The sequence below is a fragment of the Kribbella sp. NBC_01484 genome (assembly GCF_036227145.1).
GTDB lineage: Bacteria > Actinomycetota > Actinomycetes > Propionibacteriales > Kribbellaceae > Kribbella.
This window is the reverse complement of sequence record NZ_CP109437.1, coordinates 2047614-2066065: the sequence shown is the minus strand read 5'-3', so window position 1 is coordinate 2066065 and position 18452 is coordinate 2047614. Positions and strand designations below refer to the sequence as shown.

Genomic DNA, 18452 nt, shown 5'->3' with positions numbered 1-18452 from the left:
GGTATCGCCGGCGCGGATGACTGGCTCCGGAGATACAGGGGGAGGGAATTCGCCCCGGCCCGCCGCTTTCGGCCACAGCAGAGATCCACTTTGTGCACCAGATCCGTACCCGGAGGCCGGCGCCGTACGGATCTGGTGCACAAAGTGACCGACCAAGCCAGCCGGGCGGGGCAGCGAGCCGGCCGGGTGGCGGCGACCAGCGACTGGGGCTGGCGCAGTGGTGCCCGCTGGGATGGGGTTGGTTTCCGTCGGCTACCAACCTCCTGACCGAGTACACCTAAAGGATGTCGGCGATTGCCGCTAGCGTGGCGATATGGCCAAAGCTCCGGCCGACAAGGTTGCCTTGTTCGACGCGCTCGTCGAACTGTTCCCGGACGTCGAGCGGAAGGGCGCCGGGTTCCCGTACACCTCGGCCAACGGCAACATGTTCTCGATCCTGAACGAGAACGGCACGCTCGCGCTGCGACTTCCCGTGGCCGAGCGTGACGCGTTCCTGACCAGGTACGACACGACACTCAACGTCGCCTATGGCGTGGTGCAGAAGGAGTACGTCGTCGTCCCCGACGCGCTCCTGGCGAACACCGACGAGTTGCGCGAACACTTCGCGGTGAGCGTCGCGTACGCCCGGTCGCTCCGGCCGAAGCCGACGACCCGCAAGAAGCCCGCAGCCCGCAAGAAGCCCACGACCGGCCAGAAGCCCACGACCCGGAAGAAGCCGGCGGGTTAGGAGAGCTGGCGCGGGCGGAGGCCGATCAGGATCACGCGGAGGCCCGAGCTGAAGCGGGCCTCGGGACCCGCCAGGCTCTCGCGGTTCAGGTACGACGCGAGGCTGGCCGCGTCGACTCCGAGCGCACCGCCGGCCTCCCGTGCCCACCGGAACTCGTCCATGCCGCTGCGCCGGATGACCGCGGCCCAGGCCGAGTCGGTGACCGCGGACCCGACCAGGTAGTGGAAGATCGCCGACACGGCCGAGTCCAGGTACGCGCCCTTGAACCCAGCCGACTTCAGGATCGCCTGCACCCGGTCGGTCACTGCCTGGTAGTTCGGCCCGAGCCCGGCATGCGACGGAAGCAACTGCGACGCCCACGGGTGCATCCACAACGCGTGGTACGCCGCCTCGACGACCACGGTCACCTGGTCACGCCAGTCGCCTACGCCCTCCGGCACCAGTGCGTCCGCGAGTACTTCGTCAACGGCGAGCTCGAGCAGATCGTTCTTGTTCGCGATCCGCCAGTACAGCGCCGAGGTCGCGGCGGTCCCGAGCTCGGCGGCCATCACCCGCATCGAGAACGTGTCCAGACCTACTCGGTCCAGCACCTTGATCGCCGTACGGACGATGTCGCCCCGACTCAGCCGCGTGCGGGTCGGCTCCGGCTCGTCGCGCAACCACACCGACCCGAGCACCGTCTTCTGATCTGCCTCGCGCGTCACCCGCGAGAGCATAGCGAAACCACTGTTCTTCGTTAAAGAACACTGTTTCAGCGGCGTGTCGGGCCTGCACAACTTGCGCAGGAAACCTCAGCACCGAAGAATGCCTTGGTCGAGCGTCCCCGGGGGCAGGCTCGAGCACGTGACTCGTGCTCGGTCGTGGGGGCGGATGCTTCGGCGTCGGCCGGTCAGTCCGATCGGCCTCAGACCATGGGGTGGGGAAAACTTGTGAACGACACATCGATGGACGCGCGCGTGCGCTCGAAGCGGTCTCGCGCGGTCCCGCTGCTCAGCAGCGTCGGTGCGCTGGCGCTCGCGCTCGGTGGCGTCACGCTTGCGCTGGCTCCGTCCGCGTCGGCGAACGGCGACATCATCGACGGCAACCCGACGTGCGAGGACGTGATCCCGGGTTCGACCGAGATCAAGTTCGACCCGCCGACGCCGGGGTCGGACACCAAGGACGGCGTGACGGTGACGTGGACCGAGCGCATCCTGGCGGTCGACGACCCGGAACACCCCGGTGACCAGACCGGCGGCCAGGTGGTCGACTTCACCGCCACGGGCGGCGTTGTGCTCGCCGTACTGGTCAAGGGCGGCCCGGCGGCGAACTACTACAACTACGAGCCGGCCGGGACGACCGCGGATACCGGCCTGCACCCGCCGGTGAACTCGAACAACGACAAGTACTACGGCATCAGCCACGTCAACTTCTGCGTCAAGAAGGTGACCCCCACGCCGACGCCGTCCCAAACCCCGTCGGAGACGCCGAGCGAGACGCCTTCGGAGACGCCGAGCGAGACGCCTTCCGAGACGCCGAGCGAGACGCCTTCCGAGACGCCGAGCGAGACGCCTTCCGAGACGCCGAGCGAGACGCCGTCGGAAACTCCCAGCGAGACGCCTTCGGAGACGCCTTCCGAGACGCCGTCGGAAACCCCGAGCGAGACGCCTTCCGAGACGCCGAGCGAGTCCCCGTCCGCGAGCCCGAGTGACACGCCGTCTGCGTCGGCCTCGCCGTCGGAGACTCCGGTCGCGGTTCCGACCGATATCGATGCCGGTCAATCGGGTGGGCTCAAGCTCACCTCGGCGATCACCGGGCACCAGAGTGCCTGGGGGCTCGCACTGCTCATGGTCGGCGGTGTTCTGGTCCTGGCCGGTGTCCTGAAGTCACGGCGGTTCCGCGGGCAGCACTCTGCCTGACATGTCCGCGCAGCGTCGCCGCCCGGGTCGCGCTCGGTCGTCATGGTTGACGATCGCGGCTCTGGCGGCGGGCGCCGCACTTCTGCTGGTTGGTGGATTCCTGCAGTTCACCGGCGGCAAAGCTGACGACGGCCGCCAACCGGCGGCCGTCGGCCGGCCCTCGGCGTCAAGCAAGTCGCCGGGTACGACGTCCGCCGTGCCCGGGACGCCGTCGACGCAGACTGAGAGTCCTCGACAGAGCACGCCACCGCCGGAGGTCCGGAGCTCCGCACGGCTCAAGCCTGTGGACCCGATCAAGGTGTCAGTGCCCAGTCTCGGTGTCTCTGCCCGCGTGCTCGGGATCCGCGCCCGCGGCGGCACGCTCATCCCACCGTCGAACCCACTGCTCGTCGGCTGGTGGTCCGACGGCGCCCGGCCCGGAGCGGCCAAGGGTTCGGCCATCATCACGGGGCACACGGTGCATACCGGCGGTGGTGCCTTCGACGACCTGGACCGGCTGACCGCTGGCGACGCGGTCACGGTGACGACCGGTCGGAGCACCATCAACTATGTGGTCGCGTCGGTGACCGTCTACCGCAAGAAGGCGCTGGCCAAGCAGGCTGCGCGCCTCTTCGACCAGACCGTCCCCGGTCGGCTCGTCCTCGTCACCTGCGAGGACTGGGACGGTACGGCGTACCTCAGCAACGTCGTAGTCATCGCGACCCGCAAGAACTAGGTGGCCGGTCCCCGTGGACCGGCCACCATGACTGAGAAGAGTCGTCCTGCCGCCGCGAATGGGGCAAGCGCTTGACAGGGCACATCGGTGACGGGTCATGGCTGTGTCACGCGACCAAAGTCATGACGCCGTGGACCTCGGTACGACGCCCTGACCGGCGTACCGGCGAAAACTCGAAGCTATGAACGCATCGCGTACCACGCGATCCGCCACCGGCTGCATGCGAACTGGGTCAGCATCTACGGCAGCGACGTACGCCGCCTCACCGACACTGCGACCGCCGCACTAGAGCAGGGGCTGACGGTGTCGATCCAGCCGCGGTCTTTCGACGAACCGCAGGCCGACGAGCTGGAGAAGCTACGCAAGGTCGCCGTCGAGGCCGAGCGGTTGCGGCGCCGCCACGACCAGGAGGTGATCCTGGTGATCGGGTGCGAGTTCATGCTGTTCACTCCGGGCATCGTCCCTGGTGCGACCTTCTTCGAGCGGGTCGAGTACCTGACCAAGGGCGAGTTCGACATGGCAGAGCTGCAGCGGAAGTTCCGCACCTTCACCGCCCGGATGGTGAAGGTTGCCCGCAGCAACTTCAAGGGCCGGATCACGTACGGCGCCGCGTCCGACCTGGAGCAGGTGGACTGGTGCCTGTTCGACCTGGTCGGGCTGGACTACTACTCGTACCACGCCGACCGCGCCGGTCACACCCAAGAGTTGGCGCCGTTCCATCGCTGGGGTAAGCCGATCCTGATCCTGGAGTTCGGGTGCTGCACCTTCACCGGCGCGGCCGAGCTGGGCGGCATGGGGTGGGACATCGTCGACTACAGCGGCGATGTGCCGGTGATCCCGCCGCAGTACGTCCGCGACGAGCAGGAGCAGGCCGACCACCTCGCGAACATGCTCGGCGTCTTTACCGCCGAAGGGTTCCTCGGCGCGTCGCCGTACACCTTCATCTCACCCGATGCCCGCACCGCCCGCACGACCGGCCCCATGGCGAGGACATCGCCGCCTTCAGCCTGTGCAAGGTCCTGCGCGACCACGGTGACGATCCGGCCTCGCCGTACCGCTGGCAACCGAAGAAGTCCTTCCACGCTGTCAGTGCGTTCTATGAGCGCGCGTGACAGTCTTCGGGGATGTCTGAACACCTAGGTGTCTACAGCGACTGGATCGAGCATGCGAGTGCGCCGGCTGCCCGCGCGGCGAGCCTGCCGGCGAGCGAGCAGGTCCGCGACGTCGTCCGGCGGATGGTCTCGACCGCCGGCGCCGCCGACGGCCCGTCAGAGGTCGAGGTCGAGCGACGCTGGACGGCCGGCGGGCTGATCGGTGAGGAGATCTCGTACTCGGTCGGATTCGGCCCCCGGACGCACGCCTACGTGCTGAAGCCGGCCGACGCCACCGGACCGCTTCCGGGCATACTCGCGTTGCACGGCCACGACGGCTTCAAGTACTACGGCAAGGAGAAGATCGCGGACACCGATCAACCACCGTCCGCCGCGGTCAGGGCACTGCGCGACGGGCTGTACGAGGGCCGGGCCTTCGCCAATGACCTCGCGGCGCAGGGGTACGTCGTCGTGGTGCCGGACGTCCTCGCCTGGGGCAGCCGCCGGTTCCCGCTGGAAGACATGCCGCCGCAGATCACGTCGGGTGTGGATCTCGAGGTGCCGGAGGACGGCGACGATCTGCGGGCAACCGCCGCGTACAACACCGCCGCAGGTCATCACGAACACCTCGTCGAGAAGTACTGCACCCTCCTCGGTACGACGTTCGCCGCCGTCGTCACCCGGGAGGACCGGATCGCACTCGCGTACCTGCTCGGCCGCGACGACACCACCGACCGGACCGCGAGCATCGGCCTGTCCGGCGGTGGGTGCCGGTCCGCGTTGCTGCGGGCAACGAGCAGCGAGCTGACCGCCGCCGTGGTGGTCGGGATGATGGGCACGTACAACTCGCTGCTCGACCGGAACGTCGTCAGCCACACCTGGATGCTGATGCCGCGGATGTTGCCCGCCGAGGTCGACTGGCCGGATGTAGCGGCCTGTCAGGCGCCGGCCTCGCTGCTGGTGCAGTACAACCGGCAGGACGAGCTGTTTCCCCTGGACGGAGCCACCGCCGCACATGACCGGATCGCGGCGCACTATGCGGCTGCCGGCTCCGCGGCGTCGTACACCGGTCAGTTCTTCGACGGCCCGCACAAGTTTGACCTGGCGATGCAGGATGCGGCGTTCACCTGGTTGCGTGAGTCCTTGTGAGGCTGCCCGGACAGAGCGGGCCGGTGGCCGGTTCCTGACGCCACACTGGCGCTAGGCGTATCGGACCGGCCAGGGTTGATGGCAGTCGAGAGAACGGGAAGGGCGTATGACGAACAGCAACGCCGACAAGCACACCGAGTCGACCGGCTTCCAGGAGCAGGCGCCGTACGACGAATCGATCGACCTGCGTACCGATTTCGTGATGGTCTACGGCCTCAACGACACGACGCCGGAGCGGATCGCCCGCTGGCGCGAGGCCGGGTATCGCGTCCACCTGATGACCGGCATCTCCTGGGGCACCTATCAGGATTATCTGGATGGACGGTGGGACGGCTCCGACCACTGGGCCGACGCGCAGACCGCGGGTGACGGATCGCCGATCCTGCACGGTCAGAGCACCGACATCCCCTACATGGTCCCGACGTTCAGCTTCACCGAGTACCTGGTGCAGAAACTCCGGCCGATCATCGAGCTCGGTGTCGAAGGCATCCACCTGGAAGAGCCGGAGTTCTGGGCCCGAGCCGGCTATTCGGAATCGTTCAAGCGGGAGTGGCAGGCCTTCTTCGGTGAGCCGTGGCAGCCCCCGCACAGCGCCGCCGAAGCGCATTTCCGCTCCGGGCAGCTCAAGCAGCACCTGCTCTCCCGCAGCCTCGACCGGGTCACCTCCGTGCTGCGGGACGCAGCCCTCCAGCAGGGCCGCCAGGTGCGCTTCTACGTCCCGACGCACAGCCTCCTGAACTACACCCAGTGGCAGATCGTCAGCCCCGAATCACGCCTGCGGACGCTGCCCTCGATCGACGGTGCCATCGCGCAGGTGTGGACCGGAACCTCCCGCACGCCGAACGTGTACGCCGGAAAGGTCGCCGAGCGCACGTTCGAGACGGCCTACCTGGAATACGGCATCGCCCAGGACCTCACCCGCGGCACCGACCGCCGGATGTGGTTCCTGCACGACCCGATCGAGGACCATCCGGACCGCACGTGGGAGGACTACCTGGCCAACTACCAGCGCACCCTCGTCGCGTCGCTGCTGCACCCGGGCGTCTCGCGGTACGAGGTGGCGCCGTGGCCGAACCGGATCTTCAACCGCCCCTACCTGCGCGAGGGATCCACCGAACGGCAGCCCATCCCGCCCGACACCGCCACCAGCTACCTGATCGCCATGAACAGCCTGCGCGACCTGGATCAGCCTGACGTGCGCTGGGCCAGCGAAGGACCGCAGATCGGGATCGCGCTCTCGGACACCGCCATGTTCCAGCGCTGGTCACCCGGCGGCGACTCTGCACACTCTGAGGGGGGACATTACGACGGCCTGCAGGACGCGCTGGCGCTGGAAGGCCGCGAGCAGTTGCACTTCTCCGACTTCTACGGTCTGGCGCTGCCACCGCTGTACGACGGACAGCGGGTCAGCCCGGTCCAGTTGGAGAACGTGATCGACACTCCCGATGCACTGGACGATGTCGACGTACTCGTCCTGAGTTACGAATTCCAGAAGCCGCTGGCGCCCGGTATCCATTACGCACTCGCCGGATGGGTCAGCCGCGGTGGCAGTCTGCTGTACGTCGGCGACGGCGCGGATCCGTTTCACGAGATCCGCTCCTGGTGGACTGGCCGCTACGACACCTGCGCCGACCACCTGGCCGAGGCGCTCGGCGCGGACCGCGACAGCGACGGCGTTCAGCCGATCGGTAAGGGCCGGGTTCGATTCCTTCCGTCCCGGCCGGCCGGCTTCACCGAATCGCCGGAACGCGCCGCCGAGCTGGTCGCGGCGATCCGCGAGTTGGCCGAAGCGGGCGGCCACACCTGGGAGTCCACCAACTGGCTGTCGGTGCAGCGTGGTCCGTACCTCGTCGGAGCCGTGCTGGAGCAGGCCGGCGGCTCGCATGTCGTCGAGGGCAGCTACCTCGATCTGCTCGACCCGCAACTGGGCATCGTGCGGAAGCGGGAACTGCGCGCGGGTCAGCTGACCTGGCTCCGCGATCTGACCTTCGACGAGGAACCGCTGCTGGCCTCCGCCGGCCGGGTCGTGGACTGGGAACGCGACCAGACCGGGATCCGCTACGGCTGTGAGGCTCCACGCGGGGTGCAGGTGACTACCGCGCTGCGCGTTCCGGCCGAGCCGACGGCCGTCCGGGCTGACGGCGCCGACGTCACCGACCTGCGGTACGACGCCGAGGCCGGTGTGCTGTGGCTGCGGCATCCCGGCGTTCCCGCCGGGACACGTGTCGAGATCAGGTTCTGATTGCTTCAGGCAACAGAGTTGAGAGCGGAGCGGCGGTACGGCGACGGTCCAGCAGGCTGCTGATCAGGGCGACCATCAGGCCGGAAACGGCGAGCGCGGCGCCGACCCAGTTGGGCGCGGTGTAGCCAAGGCCGTGCTGGATCGTCAGCCCGCCGAGGTACGCGCCGATCGCGTTGCCCAGGTTGAAGGCGGCGATGTTGGCCGCGGACGCCAGCGCCGGAGCGCCCTTGGCCTTGTCCATCACGCGCTTCTGCAGCGGCGCGACGGTGGCGAACCCGGCCGCGCCGAACACGGCGATCGTGACCGCGGCCGGTACCTTGCCGTGCGCGGTGAAGACGAACACGACCAGCACGGCGGCCAGCAGCGCCAGGATCACGGTGAGACTCGGCATCAGTGACCGGTCCGCCGCCTTGCCGCCGAGCAGGTTGCCGATGACCAGACCGACACCGAAGAGCACCAGCAACCAGGTCACGGCGCCGGCCGAGAAGCCCGCGACCTCGGTCATCATCGGCGCGATGTAGGTGAATGACGCGAACACCCCGGCGAACCCGAGCGCCGTCATCGTCAACGCCAACCACACCTGCACACTCTTGAACACGGCCAACTCGCTCCGCAGCCCAGGGCCCTCGGACGTGTCCTGCCGAGGGACGAGGAACACGATGCCGAGCAGTCCGATGACACCGAGCGCGGTCACGGCCCAGAACGTCGACCGCCAGCCGAACTGCTGGCCGAGTGCGGTCCCGCCCGGAACGCCGAGCACGTTCGCCACGGTCAGTCCGGTGAACATGAGCGCGATCGCGCTCGCCTGCTTGGCCTTCGGCACCAGCGATGCCGCGACCACCGAGCCGACGCCGAAGAAGGCTCCGTGGGACAGCGCAGCCACGATCCGTCCGGCCATCAGGACGCCGTACGACGGAGCGACCGCGGCGACCAGGTTGCCGGCGATGAAGACGCCCATCAGCGCGATCAGCACGGTCTTGCGGGACACGCTGGACCCGATCGCGGTGAGCAGTGGAGCACCGACCACGACGCCGAGTGCGTAGCCGGAGATGAGCAGGCCGGCGGACGGGATGCTGACCCCGAAGTCCGTCGCGACCTCGGGCAGCAGGCCCATGATGACGAACTCGGTCGTGCCGATCCCGAACGCACCGATGGCGAGCGCGAGCAGAGCCGCAGGCATGACTGGTGATCTCCTCGAATGTAGTCTTATGACTGTTACCGGCGTGTGCGATAGTTGCACACGCGGGCTATTGCACAAGCGCTATGATTGCGCATGCAATCGTGAAGTTCAAGTGGAGGACTCGTGGGCCTACCGGATGACGCCGCCGAGGCGCGGGCGCAGGGGTGGCGGACCCTGGCCGCGCTGCATGCCCGGATCGAGGACGAGCTGGAGCGCGCGCTGCAGAAGCAGCACGGCCTGTCCGTGAGTGAGTACAGCGTGCTCGACGTACTGGCGCGGCAGGACGACTACCACCTGCGGATGAACCAGCTGTCCAACGCGGTCGTGCTGAGCCAGTCCGCTACCACCCGGCTGGTCAACCGGCTGGAGGACCGCAAGCTCCTGCAGCGGTACCTGTGTCCGACCGACCGCCGCGGTATCTACACCGAGGTCACCAAGGCCGGTCGCGACCTGCTCGACCAGGCCCAGCCCACGCATGACGCCGTACTCACGGCCGCCCTGGAGAAGGCCGCGGAGCTGCCCGAGCTGGCTCCGCTGGTCGATGCGCTGGACAGGCTGACGATGAAGGTCTGAGATGGCCCGCCGGTACGACAATCGGAAGCTCTACATCTGGTTGATGGGTAGTTGCCTGGTGCTGATCGGCCTGGCCTGGTTCGTCGTGCGCTTCTTCTCGGTGCCGGTGGCGATCGGGATGAGCGCGGTCGCGGCCGTGCTGCCGCCGATCGCGGTCATCGTGGCCAACTGGGGTCAGGACTGAGCCAGTTCTCCCGGGGTGGGGTCCAGATAGAGGTGCCGGACCATCGGGAACTGCCGCCGTACGTCGGTGTCGACCTGCTCGGCCAGTTGCTCGATCGCGGAGCCGGTGGTCCGCATGTCGGCGAGGTCGACCGTCGCCACCACCAGGACCCGGTCCGGCGCCAGTCGCAGACTGAGCAGCTCCAGGACACCTTCGATACCCGGCGTGCCGCTGATGATGCCGCGGATCTCCTGCTGGACGTCGTCCGGCAGCGCCCGTCCGATCAGCATGGTCTTGTTGTCCCGGCCGAGCGTGAACGCGACGACGATCAGGAGCAGGCCGATCGCGATCGACGCCGTACCGTCCCAGAAGTGCTGTCCGGTGACGACGGCCAGGGTCACGCCGATCGCCGCGATCAACAGTCCGATCAGGGCGGCCGAGTCCTCGAAGGCCACCGTCTTGACGGCTGGTTCCGCGTTCTTCAGGTGGGTCAGGAAGGGTACGCGGTGCTCGCGGGCCTCCCGCCGTACCTGGGTGATCGCGCGGAGCCAGGACGTCCCCTCGAACACGAACGACACCGCCAGCACCGAGTAGATCACCGCGAGCGCCGCGATCGGTTCGGGAGCGAACAGCGAGCGCAGGCCTTCGGCGATCGAGAAACCGGCGCCGAGCACGAGGATCCCGACCGCGGCGAGCAGGGACCAGAAGTACCGCTCCATCCCGTAGCCGAACGGGTGCCGCGCATCGGCCGGTTTGCGGCTGCGGTGGAGCGCCGTCAGCAGGAACACCTGGTTGAGGGTGTCGGCGACCGAGTGCGCCGCCTCGGCCAGGAGTGCGGTCGACCCCGACAGCAGGCCGGCGACGACCTTCGCGATCGCGATCGCGAGGTTGGCCGCGCCGGCCAGGAGGACGGTGCTGTCGGATTCTTCTGCCATCAACTCCGCGTGCCCGCGGCCCCGCTGCTCCAAACCAGAACGTCGATGAACGCCGCGGCGAGCGGGTCGGGCTCACCCCGGGTGTACGCCGTGAGCGTGCGGCAGACGCGTGGTTCCGGGTGCAGGACGTGACCGTCGAAGTCCTTGGGCAGGATGTTGTCGGGGACGAGCGCGGGACCGAGGCCGGCGGCGGCGAGGGCAGGTGCGGCGGCTGTCTGCTCGGTCCGTACGGCGACGCGCGGTTCGAAACCCGCTTGTGCACAAGCGAGATCGAGTACGTCGGCCAGTCCGTGGCCCGGGGTGTAATGGACCCAGGCGCGGTCGGCGAGATCCTTCATGCTGACGGTGTCGCCGATGGCCGCGGGGTCGTCGGCCGCGACCACCACGACGAGCTCCTCGGTCCCGAGCGTGCGGGTGACGCCGGTCCAGCCGGCCGGCTCGGGGCCGACGGCGAGATCGGCCTGGCCGGCGTTCATGGCCTCGACGAGCTCGTCGGTGTGCCGGTGCTCGAACAGCCGGATGCCGACGTCCGGGTAGGCCTGTCGCCAGCTTCGCAGTGCCTTCGGGAGCACGCCCAAGGTGATCGAGTAGAGGGTCGCGATCTGGAGCTCGCCGACCTCCAGCCCCGCCGCTTGCCGCGCGGCGCAGCGGGCCCGGTCCGCGTCGGCGAGCGCTGCGCGGGCGTGGGGCAGCATCGCGCGGCCGGTCGGGGTGAGCCGGACGTTGCGGGGGAGCCGCTCGAGTAGCGGCCCACCGGCCGAGCGCTCCAGGGTGCGGATCTGGTGTGACAGTGCCGGCTGCGTCACATGCAGCAGCTCGGCGGCCTTGGTGAACGACCCCTGGTCGACCACGGTCACGAGGTATTCGAGCTGCCGCAGCGTTGTCATGATCTGAGCTTATGACATCGGTGAAAACTATGTCTTTGTCTTATCCGCGCAGGTCAGGCAGGCTGTCGGACATGGACAAGGTCGCGTTGGTAGTCGGTGCCCGTGGGGTGATCGGGACGAATCTGGTCGAGCATCTGTCATCGTTGCCGGACTGGCGGGTGATCGGGCTGTCCCGCCGCGGCGGGGTCGACGTCCCGGGCCGGGTCCGGCACGTCGCCGTCGACCTGCTCGATCCGGACGACACCCGGGCGCAGTTGGCCGGGCTGTCCGAGGTGACCCATGTGTTCTACGTCGCGTACCAGGACCGTCCGACCTGGGCCGAGCTGGTCGCGCCGAACCTCGCGATGCTGGTCAATGTGGTGGACGCGATCGAGCCGGTCGCGCGCGGTCTGCGGCACGTCAGCCTGATGCAGGGCTACAAGGTGTACGGTGCGCACCTCGGACCGTTCAAGACGCCGGCCCGCGAGGACGATCCGCCGCACCTGCCGCCGGAGTTCAACGTCGACCAGCAGCGGTTCCTCGAGGACCGGCAGCAGGGCAAGGCCTGGACCTGGTCGGCGCTGCGCCCCTCGGTCGTCGGTGGTGTAGCCCTCGGCAACCCGATGAACCTGGCGGTCGGGATCGCGGTCTATGCGTCGATGTCGAAGGAGCTCGGCGTACCCCTGCGGTTCCCGGGCAAGCCTGGCGCGTACGACGCTCTGCTGGAGCTGACCGACGCCGGATTGTTGGCCAAGGCAACGGTCTGGGCGGCGACCGCGCCGGCCGCGGCGAACCAGGCGTTCAACATCACGAACGGTGACCTGTTCCGCTGGAACGAGCTGTGGCCGAAGCTGGGTGCCTGGTTCGGGCTGGAGGTCGCGCCGCCGTTGCAGTTGTCGCTGACGGACGTGATGGCCGACAAAGAGCCCTTGTGGAAGGAGATGCAGGCGAGGCACGGCCTGGCCGCGACCTCCTTCGCCGAGGTCTCGTCCTGGCCGTTCGCGGACTTCGTCTTCGGCTGGGACTACGACTTCTTCGCCGACTCGTCCAAGGCACGCCGCGTCGGCTTCCACGAGTACGTCGACACGGAGCAGATGTTCTACGACATCTTCACGGACTTACGCCGGCGCCGGATCATCCAGTGACCAGGTGATCCACCGCGCCGCGCCGAAGGCGCGGCAATTGATATGGCATGCTCCGGGCTGTGGCGGCGATGGGTGCGGGTAGGTTGCTCGGAACGAATCTGCGGACGCGGCGGGACGAGCAGGGCATCTCGCTGTCCGAGCTGGCGCGGCGGTCCGGGATCGCGAAGGGGACCCTGTCGCAGCTGGAGTCCGGGGCGGGGAACCCGACGATCGAGACAGTGTTCAGTCTGTCGAACGCTCTGGGAGTCCCGGTATCGGCCCTGCTGAGCGAGTCGCCGACGGCGGACCTGGTGCTCGTGCGGTCCGCGGACATCGACGTACTGTCCGGCGACGCGATCGACCTGCGGATGCTGCGGCGGCTGGAGAACCCGGGTGGGTTGTTCGAGATCTACAACCAGGAGGTCCGGCCGGACGCGGTCCAGCATTCGGATGGTCATCCGGGGACCGAGCATCACATCGTCCTGAGCGGGCGGTTGCGGATCACCTCGCGGGGGCGGACCGAGGAGCTGGGGCCGGGGGACTACCTGGCGTTCCGGGCCGGTGGGCCGCACGGGTACGAGGCGGTGGACGGGCTGGTGCGGTCGGTACTGCTGCTCGAGTACCCGCCGGACGCGTATCCGATCACGCCTGGTGGGCCGCATCTGCCGGGATAGTTCCTGGAGAGTGCGCGGTGAGTGCATTGACCGTGTGCCGGGGCGGCGCGTACGCTCGGAATCGTTCATTTTAGTGAACGCTTCCGACGGAGGAGTGTGCGATGCCCGGATCCCCGACGCCCGATGTGGTGATCGTCGGCGCGGGCATGGTCGGGGCCGCGTGTGCCGAGGCGCTGTCCGCGGCCGGGGTTCGGGTGCTGGTGATCGACCGCGATGGGCCTGCCGCCGGGACGACGGCGTCCGGCGAAGGCAATGTGCTCGTCTCGGACAAGGAGCCCGGGCCTGAGCTCGAGCTCGCGATCGCATCGCGGGCCGAGTGGGACGTCGTACTCGATCGGCTGCCGGCGCGGGTCGCGGACGTCGAGTGGGAGTCCAAGGGCGGGGTCGTGGTGGCCACCGGTGAGCCCGGGCCGCTGCGGGAGTTCGCGGCCAAGCAGTCGGCAGCGGGGGTCGATGCTCGGGTGATCGCGCCTGCTGAGGCGTTCGAGCTCGAGCCGTTGCTCACGCCTCGGGTGACGGTTGGCGTGCACTACCCGGACGACGCGCAGGTGCAGCCGGTGCTCGCGGCAACGGCTTTGCTGGCCGCGGTTCGCGACCGGGGTGGCGAGGTGCGGTCGGGGGTGACGGCGCTCGGGGTGCGGCAGTCCGGTGGGCGAGTCGTGGGCGTGGACACCTCGGAGGGTGACATCGCGTGTGGCGCCGTACTCAATGCCTGTGGTCCGTGGGCTGGGGCATTCGGAGCCGCGGCGGATGCGCCGATCCAGGTGTTGCCGCGGCGCGGGATGATCCTGGTGACGGCACCGCTGCCGGAGTGCGTGCGGCACAAGGTGTACGACGCTGATTACGTCGGCGCGGTCGGGAGCGGTGACGCGGACCTGCAGACGTCGACGGTGATCGAGTCAACGCGAGCCGGGACCGTCCTCATCGGCTCGAGTCGCGAACGCATCGGCTTCGACGACTCGGTCCGGGTGCACGTACTGCGCCAGCTCGCCCGGAAGGCGGTTGGCTTGTTCCCGTTCCTGGGCGACGTTCCAGTCATGCGCGCGTACGGCGGCTTCCGTCCGTACGCACCGGATCATCTGCCGGTGATCGGTCCTGATCCCCGCCTGCTCGGCCTCTGGCACGCGACCGGCCACGAAGGCGCCGGCATCGGCCTGGCCCCCTCGACCGGCCGACTGATCACCGAGCTCTTCCTCGGCCTCACCCCCCACGTCGACCCTGCTCCCTTCCGGGTCGACCGCCCGGCGGTGGTAGCCGCATGACCGCCTACCTCCGTCCTCACTCGGACGACCCGGCCGAGATCGGTACGCCGCCCGCCGTACAAGTCACCATCGACGGCGAACCGGTCACCGCTCGAGCCGGCCAAACCATCGCCGCGGTCCTCCTCGCTCAGGGCCGCACGTCGTGGCGAACCACCCGGAGCACTGCACGCCCCCGAGGCGTGTTCTGCGCCATCGGCGCGTGCCACGACTGCCTGGTCATCGTCAACGGCACCCCCGACACGCGAGCCTGCCAACGCACCATCCACGAAGGCGACGCAATCACCGCCCAACCCGGCGCCGTCCTCCCCCACCCCTCCGCCCCAAGCCCCGAGCCCACCACCCCGAACCAGCCATCGGACGCGCCGCACCCAACTCCCGCCCAGGCGCAGGGGCCTACTAGCACCCGGGAGCAGTACCTCGCCCTCAACCAGCCCCCGCAGTCCACCCCTGATCACCCGCAGCGCACTGCCTTGAACGAGCCGCCGCAGGCGGCGCGGGGTCCTGCGATGGATCGCCCGCCGAAGGTGGCTGATGTTCTGGTGGTTGGGGCTGGTCCTGCGGGGATCGCGGCGGCTCTGGCTGCTGCGGATGCTGGTGTCGACGTGGTGCTGATCGACAGCGGGCGGGCTGTGGGTGGGCAGTTCAACAGGCAGCTGCCGGTGGAGTTCAACGCCCGGCGCCCAGGGAAGTTGCAGCACGGGTGGAAGGGGTTCGCGGAGCGGCGGGATCGCGTGGGTACACACCCACGGATCACTCACCTGGCGGAGAGTTCGGTGTGGGCCATCGAAGGACTCCGCCTGTGGGTGCAGCGCGGGCCGGCGGATGCCGTGGGCCGGGAGGTCTTCGCCGTCGACGCCAAGTCCGTCGTGCTTGCGACCGGAGCCTATGACCGCGTGCTTCCCTTCCCTGGTTGGGATCTACCGGGGGTCTACAGCGCAGGTGCCGCACAGGCGCTCGCGAAGGGACAACGCATCTCGGTCGGGAAACGCGTGATCGTCGCAGGCACCGGCCCGTTCCTCCTCCCGGTCGCGGAATCCCTCGTCGGCGTCGGCGCCCACGTCGTCGGACTACTCGAGGCCAACTCCCTGAAGACAGTCCGCCAGGGCTGGGCCACGGAACCACTAGTTGCCTCTAGCAAGCTTCGTGAAGGCCTTGGGTACGGCGCCCTGCTGGCCCGCCACCGAATCCCGCTCCGCCACGGCTGGACCGTCATCGCCGCTCACGGCACCGACTACGTCGAGGCCGTCACCATCGCCCGCCTCGACGACAACTGGCACCCCATCCCAGGCACCGAACGCCGCGTCGAAGTAGACGCTGTCTGTCTGGGCTTCGGCTTCACCGCCCAACTAGAACTAGCAGTCTCCGCCCACTGCGACCTCACCACCGGCCCCGACGGCGGCCCAGCCGTAACCGTCGACCCCAACCAGCAAACCACCACCCCCGGCATCTACGCCGCCGGCGAACTAACCGGCCTAGGCGGCGCCGACCTCTCCACAGCAGAAGGCCACGTAGCCGGCACCGCTGCCGCCCACCACGCCCGAAGCGCAGAGAGCCGGCCGCATCCCGCCGCGGCTGCAAGCCCGGCGGTGGTTGAGGAAGCGCGGAAGGCTGTGGTTAAGGGGCTGCGGTTTGCGGTGGCTTTGGGGAAGGCTTATCCGGTGCGGGAGGGGTGGCGGGGGTGGAGTCAGGCGGAGACGGTGGTTTGCCGGTGTGAGGAAGTTACGCGGGGGGAGATTGAAGCCGCGGTTAGCGAGCGAGGTGTGGGGGATGGGCGGGGGCTGAAGCTCAGTACTCGCGCGGGGCTCGGGCTGTGTCAGGGGCGGGTGTGTTCGCGCACTGTCGCCGAGTTGGTCGCCGGACCAGGCGACGTACCGAAACCAAGCATGAAACGACCGATCGCCGTGCCTGTCAGGTTGCGGGATTTGGCTGAGGCTCAGGAGGAGCTGTGAGCGAGAAGTTGGACGGCGTGATCGTCGCCACCGCACTGCCGTACGCCGAGGATGCGTCGGCGCCGGCGGGGTTGCGCCCGGATCTGGACAAGTTCGCCGAGCACTGCCGCTGGCTGGTCGACAACGGCTGCCGCGGTGTCGGGCCGAACGGCTCACTCGGTGAGTACTCGTCACTCACCGACGACGAACGCCGGGCCGTCGCGCGGACCGCGATCGAGGCCGTCGGTGACGATGGCGTCGTGGTCGTCGGCGTACACGGCGTCGGCGCGCACCAGGCGCGGGCCTGGGCGGAGAATGCGGCCGAGGACGGCGCGGACGGCGTCCTGTGCCTGCCGCCGACCATGTACCGGGCGAACCGCGGCGAGGTGCTCCACCACTTCACCGAGGTCGCGAAGGCCGGCCTGCCGGTGATGGTCTACAACAACCCGCACGACACGAAGGTCGACCTGACGCCGGACCTGCTGGCCGAGATCGCGCAGATCGACAACATCGTCGCGGTCAAGGAGTTCTCCGGCGACGTCCGCCGGATCCTGGAGATCCGCGAGCAGGCGCCGGACCTGGCCGTCATCGCCGGTGCCGACGACCTGACCCTCGAGGCGCTGCTGATGGGCGCGACCGGCTGGTTCGCCGGGTTCCCGAACGTGTTCCCGAAGGAATCGGTCCGCTTGTTCGACCTCGCCGTACAAGGCAAGCTGGACGAGGCCCGGGCGTTGTACGAGCCGCTGGTCGCCGCGTTCCGGTGGGACTCGCGAACCGAGTTCGTCCAGGCGATCAAGTACGGCATGGACTACGTCGGCCGGTACGGCGGTCCGTGCCGCCCGCCGCGTGGGCCGCTGGTCCCCGAGCACGTCGCACAGCTGGAGCAGGACATGAAGAAAGCCGTGGAGTCCCTCGGATGAGGTCTGTCCGGACGATCACCGCGATCGATTCGCACACCGAGGGGATGCCGACGCGCGTCGTGACCGGCGGCGTCGGCGTCGTCCCGGGGACGACGATGGCCGAGCGGCGCGAGTACTTCGTCAAGCACCTGGACGACCTGCGGTTGTTCCTGATGAACGAGCCGCGGGGTCACTCGGCCATGAGCGGCGCGATCCTGCAGCCGCCGACCCGGTCCGACGCGGACTGGGGTGTGCTGTACATCGAGGTCTCCGGCTGCCTGCCGATGTGCGGCCACGGCACGATCGGCGTCGCCACGGTCCTGGTCGAGTCGGGCATGGTCGAGGTGACCGAGCCGATCACCAAGGTCCGTCTCGACACCCCGGCCGGCCTGGTCGTCGTTGACGTTGCCGTGAGCAACGGTCGGGCGGAACACGTGACCTTGCGCAACGTCCCGTCGTACAGCCACGCCCTGGATGCGGCCGTGGACGTGCCGGGGCTGGGGAAGGTGACCTACGACCTCGCGTACGGCGGCAACTTCTACGCGATCCTGCCGTTGGAGCAGCTGGGGATCCCGTTCGACCGCGCCGAGAAGGACCGGATCCTGAAGGCCGGGCTGGACATCATGGACGCGATCAACGCGACCGATCGGCCGGTGCATCCGGTCGATCCGGGGATCAACGGGTGCAAGCACGTGCAGTTCACCGCACCGGGTCTCGACGGCGCGGACTCGCGGAACGCGATGGCGATCCACCCAGGCTGGTTCGATCGGTCGCCGTGTGGCACCGGTACGTCGGCGCGGATGGCGCAACTGCATGCCCGCGGCGAGCTCGCGCTGGACACCGACTTCGTGAACGAGTCGTTCATCGGCACCCGCTTCACCGGCCGCCTCATCGAGGAGACCACGCTCGGCAACCGCCCGGCCGTTGTACCCACCGTCACCGGCCGAGCCTGGATCACCGGCACCGCCAACTACCTACTCGACCCCGACGACCCGTTCCCAGCCGGCTTCGTCCTCTAGCCGCCGG

The 18452-nt window shown here is 68.7% G+C and carries 18 protein-coding genes and 1 pseudogene; 15 read left to right on the top strand and 4 right to left on the bottom strand.

All coding sequences use genetic code 11. From position 1 onward, the window contains the following. Positions 1-313: 313 nt before the first annotated feature. Positions 314-727 carry a hypothetical protein gene (locus OG555_RS10105; RefSeq protein WP_329482553.1) on the top strand — a complete coding sequence of 138 codons (414 nt, stop codon included), beginning with the start codon at positions 314-316 and terminating at the stop codon, positions 725-727. Here OG555_RS10105 and OG555_RS10100 read toward each other — a convergent pair. Further along, complete coding sequence (locus OG555_RS10100; protein WP_329482552.1) at positions 724-1431, bottom strand: TetR/AcrR family transcriptional regulator C-terminal domain-containing protein; 708 nt, start codon at positions 1429-1431, stop codon at positions 724-726. The genes OG555_RS10105 and OG555_RS10100 overlap by 4 nt on opposite strands. Positions 1432-1671: 240 nt before the next feature. On the opposite strand from OG555_RS10100, the gene OG555_RS10095 reads away from it, so the two are divergent. From OG555_RS10095 to OG555_RS10075, 5 genes are all read left to right on the top strand, one after another. Continuing rightward, on the top strand, positions 1672-2625 hold the full coding sequence (locus OG555_RS10095) for a hypothetical protein (RefSeq protein ID WP_329482551.1): 954 nt from the start codon (positions 1672-1674) through the stop codon (positions 2623-2625). Between the two features lies 1 nt (position 2626). Beyond that, on the top strand, positions 2627-3340 hold the full coding sequence (locus tag OG555_RS10090) for a class F sortase (protein WP_329482550.1): 714 nt from the start codon (positions 2627-2629) through the stop codon (positions 3338-3340). Positions 3341-3643: 303 nt separating this feature from the next. Further along, positions 3644-4480, top strand: coding sequence for a hypothetical protein (locus OG555_RS10085; protein ID WP_329482549.1), 837 nt, complete (start codon positions 3644-3646; stop codon positions 4478-4480). Next, positions 4465-5580, top strand: a complete 1116-nt coding sequence (locus OG555_RS10080; protein WP_329482548.1) for a dienelactone hydrolase family protein — start codon at positions 4465-4467, stop codon at positions 5578-5580. Before OG555_RS10085 ends, OG555_RS10080 begins: the two co-directional genes overlap by 16 nt. 106 nt (positions 5581-5686) lie before the next feature. Then, a complete protein-coding gene (locus OG555_RS10075; protein ID WP_329482547.1) occupies positions 5687-7822 on the top strand; it encodes a hypothetical protein in 2136 nt (711 codons plus the stop codon). Here the strand turns inward: OG555_RS10075 and OG555_RS10070 are convergent. Continuing rightward, entirely contained in the window at positions 7812-9002 is a 1191-nt protein-coding gene (locus tag OG555_RS10070; protein ID WP_329482546.1) for an MFS transporter, read from the bottom strand. The genes OG555_RS10075 and OG555_RS10070 overlap by 11 nt on opposite strands. A 123-nt stretch (positions 9003-9125) precedes the next feature. Here OG555_RS10070 and OG555_RS10065 point away from each other — a divergent pair, with 123 nt between their 5' ends. Together OG555_RS10065 and OG555_RS10060 are read left to right on the top strand one after the other, a co-directional pair. Continuing rightward, the gene (locus tag OG555_RS10065) at positions 9126-9575 is read left to right on the top strand and encodes a MarR family winged helix-turn-helix transcriptional regulator (protein WP_328525704.1); all 450 of its coding nucleotides are present in this window, start codon (positions 9126-9128) and stop codon (positions 9573-9575) included. A 1-nt stretch (position 9576) separates the two neighbouring features. Next, complete coding sequence (locus OG555_RS10060; protein WP_328525705.1) at positions 9577-9759, top strand: DUF3099 domain-containing protein; 183 nt, start codon at positions 9577-9579, stop codon at positions 9757-9759. Here the strand turns inward: OG555_RS10060 and OG555_RS10055 are convergent. Both OG555_RS10055 and OG555_RS10050 read right to left on the bottom strand, forming a co-directional pair. Next, the gene (locus OG555_RS10055; RefSeq protein WP_329482545.1) at positions 9750-10673 is read right to left on the bottom strand and encodes a cation diffusion facilitator family transporter; all 924 of its coding nucleotides are present in this window, start codon (positions 10671-10673) and stop codon (positions 9750-9752) included. The two genes, OG555_RS10060 and OG555_RS10055, sit on opposite strands and share 10 nt — an antisense overlap. Beyond that, positions 10673-11560: a LysR family transcriptional regulator gene (locus OG555_RS10050; RefSeq protein ID WP_329482544.1), complete on the bottom strand. Its 888-nt coding sequence runs from the start codon at positions 11558-11560 to the stop codon at positions 10673-10675. The genes OG555_RS10055 and OG555_RS10050 overlap by 1 nt, the downstream gene beginning before the upstream one ends. 71 nt (positions 11561-11631) lie before the next feature. Here OG555_RS10050 and OG555_RS10045 point away from each other — a divergent pair, with 71 nt between their 5' ends. The 7 genes and pseudogenes from OG555_RS10045 (at position 11632) to OG555_RS10015 (ending at position 18445) form a co-directional block, all read left to right on the top strand. After that, on the top strand, positions 11632-12684 hold the full coding sequence (locus OG555_RS10045) for an SDR family oxidoreductase (protein WP_329482543.1): 1053 nt from the start codon (positions 11632-11634) through the stop codon (positions 12682-12684). Between the two features lie 47 nt (positions 12685-12731). Continuing rightward, positions 12732-13337 (top strand): helix-turn-helix domain-containing protein, encoded by a 606-nt coding sequence (locus OG555_RS10040; RefSeq protein WP_329482542.1) that lies wholly within the window; start codon positions 12732-12734, stop codon positions 13335-13337. A gap of 101 nt (positions 13338-13438) precedes the next feature. Next, entirely contained in the window at positions 13439-14599 is a 1161-nt protein-coding gene (locus tag OG555_RS10035; protein WP_329482541.1) for an NAD(P)/FAD-dependent oxidoreductase, read from the top strand. Continuing rightward, positions 14596-14829, top strand: a pseudogene (locus tag OG555_RS10030) ((2Fe-2S)-binding protein); the annotation flags it as partial. The gene OG555_RS10035 and the pseudogene OG555_RS10030, both read left to right, overlap by 4 nt. 294 nt (positions 14830-15123) lie before the next feature. Continuing rightward, positions 15124-16548 carry an FAD-dependent oxidoreductase gene (locus tag OG555_RS10025; protein ID WP_329484794.1) on the top strand — a complete coding sequence of 475 codons (1425 nt, stop codon included), beginning with the start codon at positions 15124-15126 and terminating at the stop codon, positions 16546-16548. Then, a complete protein-coding gene (locus OG555_RS10020; protein ID WP_329482540.1) occupies positions 16545-17447 on the top strand; it encodes a dihydrodipicolinate synthase family protein in 903 nt (300 codons plus the stop codon). The genes OG555_RS10025 and OG555_RS10020 overlap by 4 nt, the downstream gene beginning before the upstream one ends. Next, positions 17444-18445 (top strand): proline racemase family protein, encoded by a 1002-nt coding sequence (locus OG555_RS10015; RefSeq protein WP_329482539.1) that lies wholly within the window; start codon positions 17444-17446, stop codon positions 18443-18445. The genes OG555_RS10020 and OG555_RS10015 overlap by 4 nt, the downstream gene beginning before the upstream one ends. Positions 18446-18452: the final 7 nt, after the last annotated feature.

Excerpts from the sequence above, each read along its gene's own strand:
- OG555_RS10105 (WP_329482553.1), top strand. The coding sequence starts at position 314 with ATGGCCAAAGCTCCGGCCGACAAGGTTGCCTTGTTCGACGCGCTCGTC.
- OG555_RS10095 (WP_329482551.1), top strand. The coding sequence starts at position 1,672 with ATGGACGCGCGCGTGCGCTCGAAGCGGTCTCGCGCGGTCCCGCTGCTC.
- OG555_RS10090 (WP_329482550.1), top strand. The coding sequence starts at position 2,627 with ATGTCCGCGCAGCGTCGCCGCCCGGGTCGCGCTCGGTCGTCATGGTTG.
- OG555_RS10080 (WP_329482548.1), top strand. The coding sequence starts at position 4,465 with ATGTCTGAACACCTAGGTGTCTACAGCGACTGGATCGAGCATGCGAGT.
- OG555_RS10075 (WP_329482547.1), top strand. The coding sequence starts at position 5,687 with ATGACGAACAGCAACGCCGACAAGCACACCGAGTCGACCGGCTTCCAG.
- OG555_RS10070 (WP_329482546.1), bottom strand. The coding sequence starts at position 9,002 with ATGCCTGCGGCTCTGCTCGCGCTCGCCATCGGTGCGTTCGGGATCGGC.
- OG555_RS10060 (WP_328525705.1), top strand. The coding sequence starts at position 9,577 with ATGGCCCGCCGGTACGACAATCGGAAGCTCTACATCTGGTTGATGGGT.
- OG555_RS10055 (WP_329482545.1), bottom strand. The coding sequence starts at position 10,673 with ATGGCAGAAGAATCCGACAGCACCGTCCTCCTGGCCGGCGCGGCCAAC.
- OG555_RS10050 (WP_329482544.1), bottom strand. The coding sequence starts at position 11,560 with ATGACAACGCTGCGGCAGCTCGAATACCTCGTGACCGTGGTCGACCAG.
- OG555_RS10045 (WP_329482543.1), top strand. The coding sequence starts at position 11,632 with ATGGACAAGGTCGCGTTGGTAGTCGGTGCCCGTGGGGTGATCGGGACG.
- OG555_RS10040 (WP_329482542.1), top strand. The coding sequence starts at position 12,732 with ATGCTCCGGGCTGTGGCGGCGATGGGTGCGGGTAGGTTGCTCGGAACG.
- OG555_RS10035 (WP_329482541.1), top strand. The coding sequence starts at position 13,439 with ATGCCCGGATCCCCGACGCCCGATGTGGTGATCGTCGGCGCGGGCATG.
- OG555_RS10015 (WP_329482539.1), top strand. The coding sequence starts at position 17,444 with ATGAGGTCTGTCCGGACGATCACCGCGATCGATTCGCACACCGAGGGG.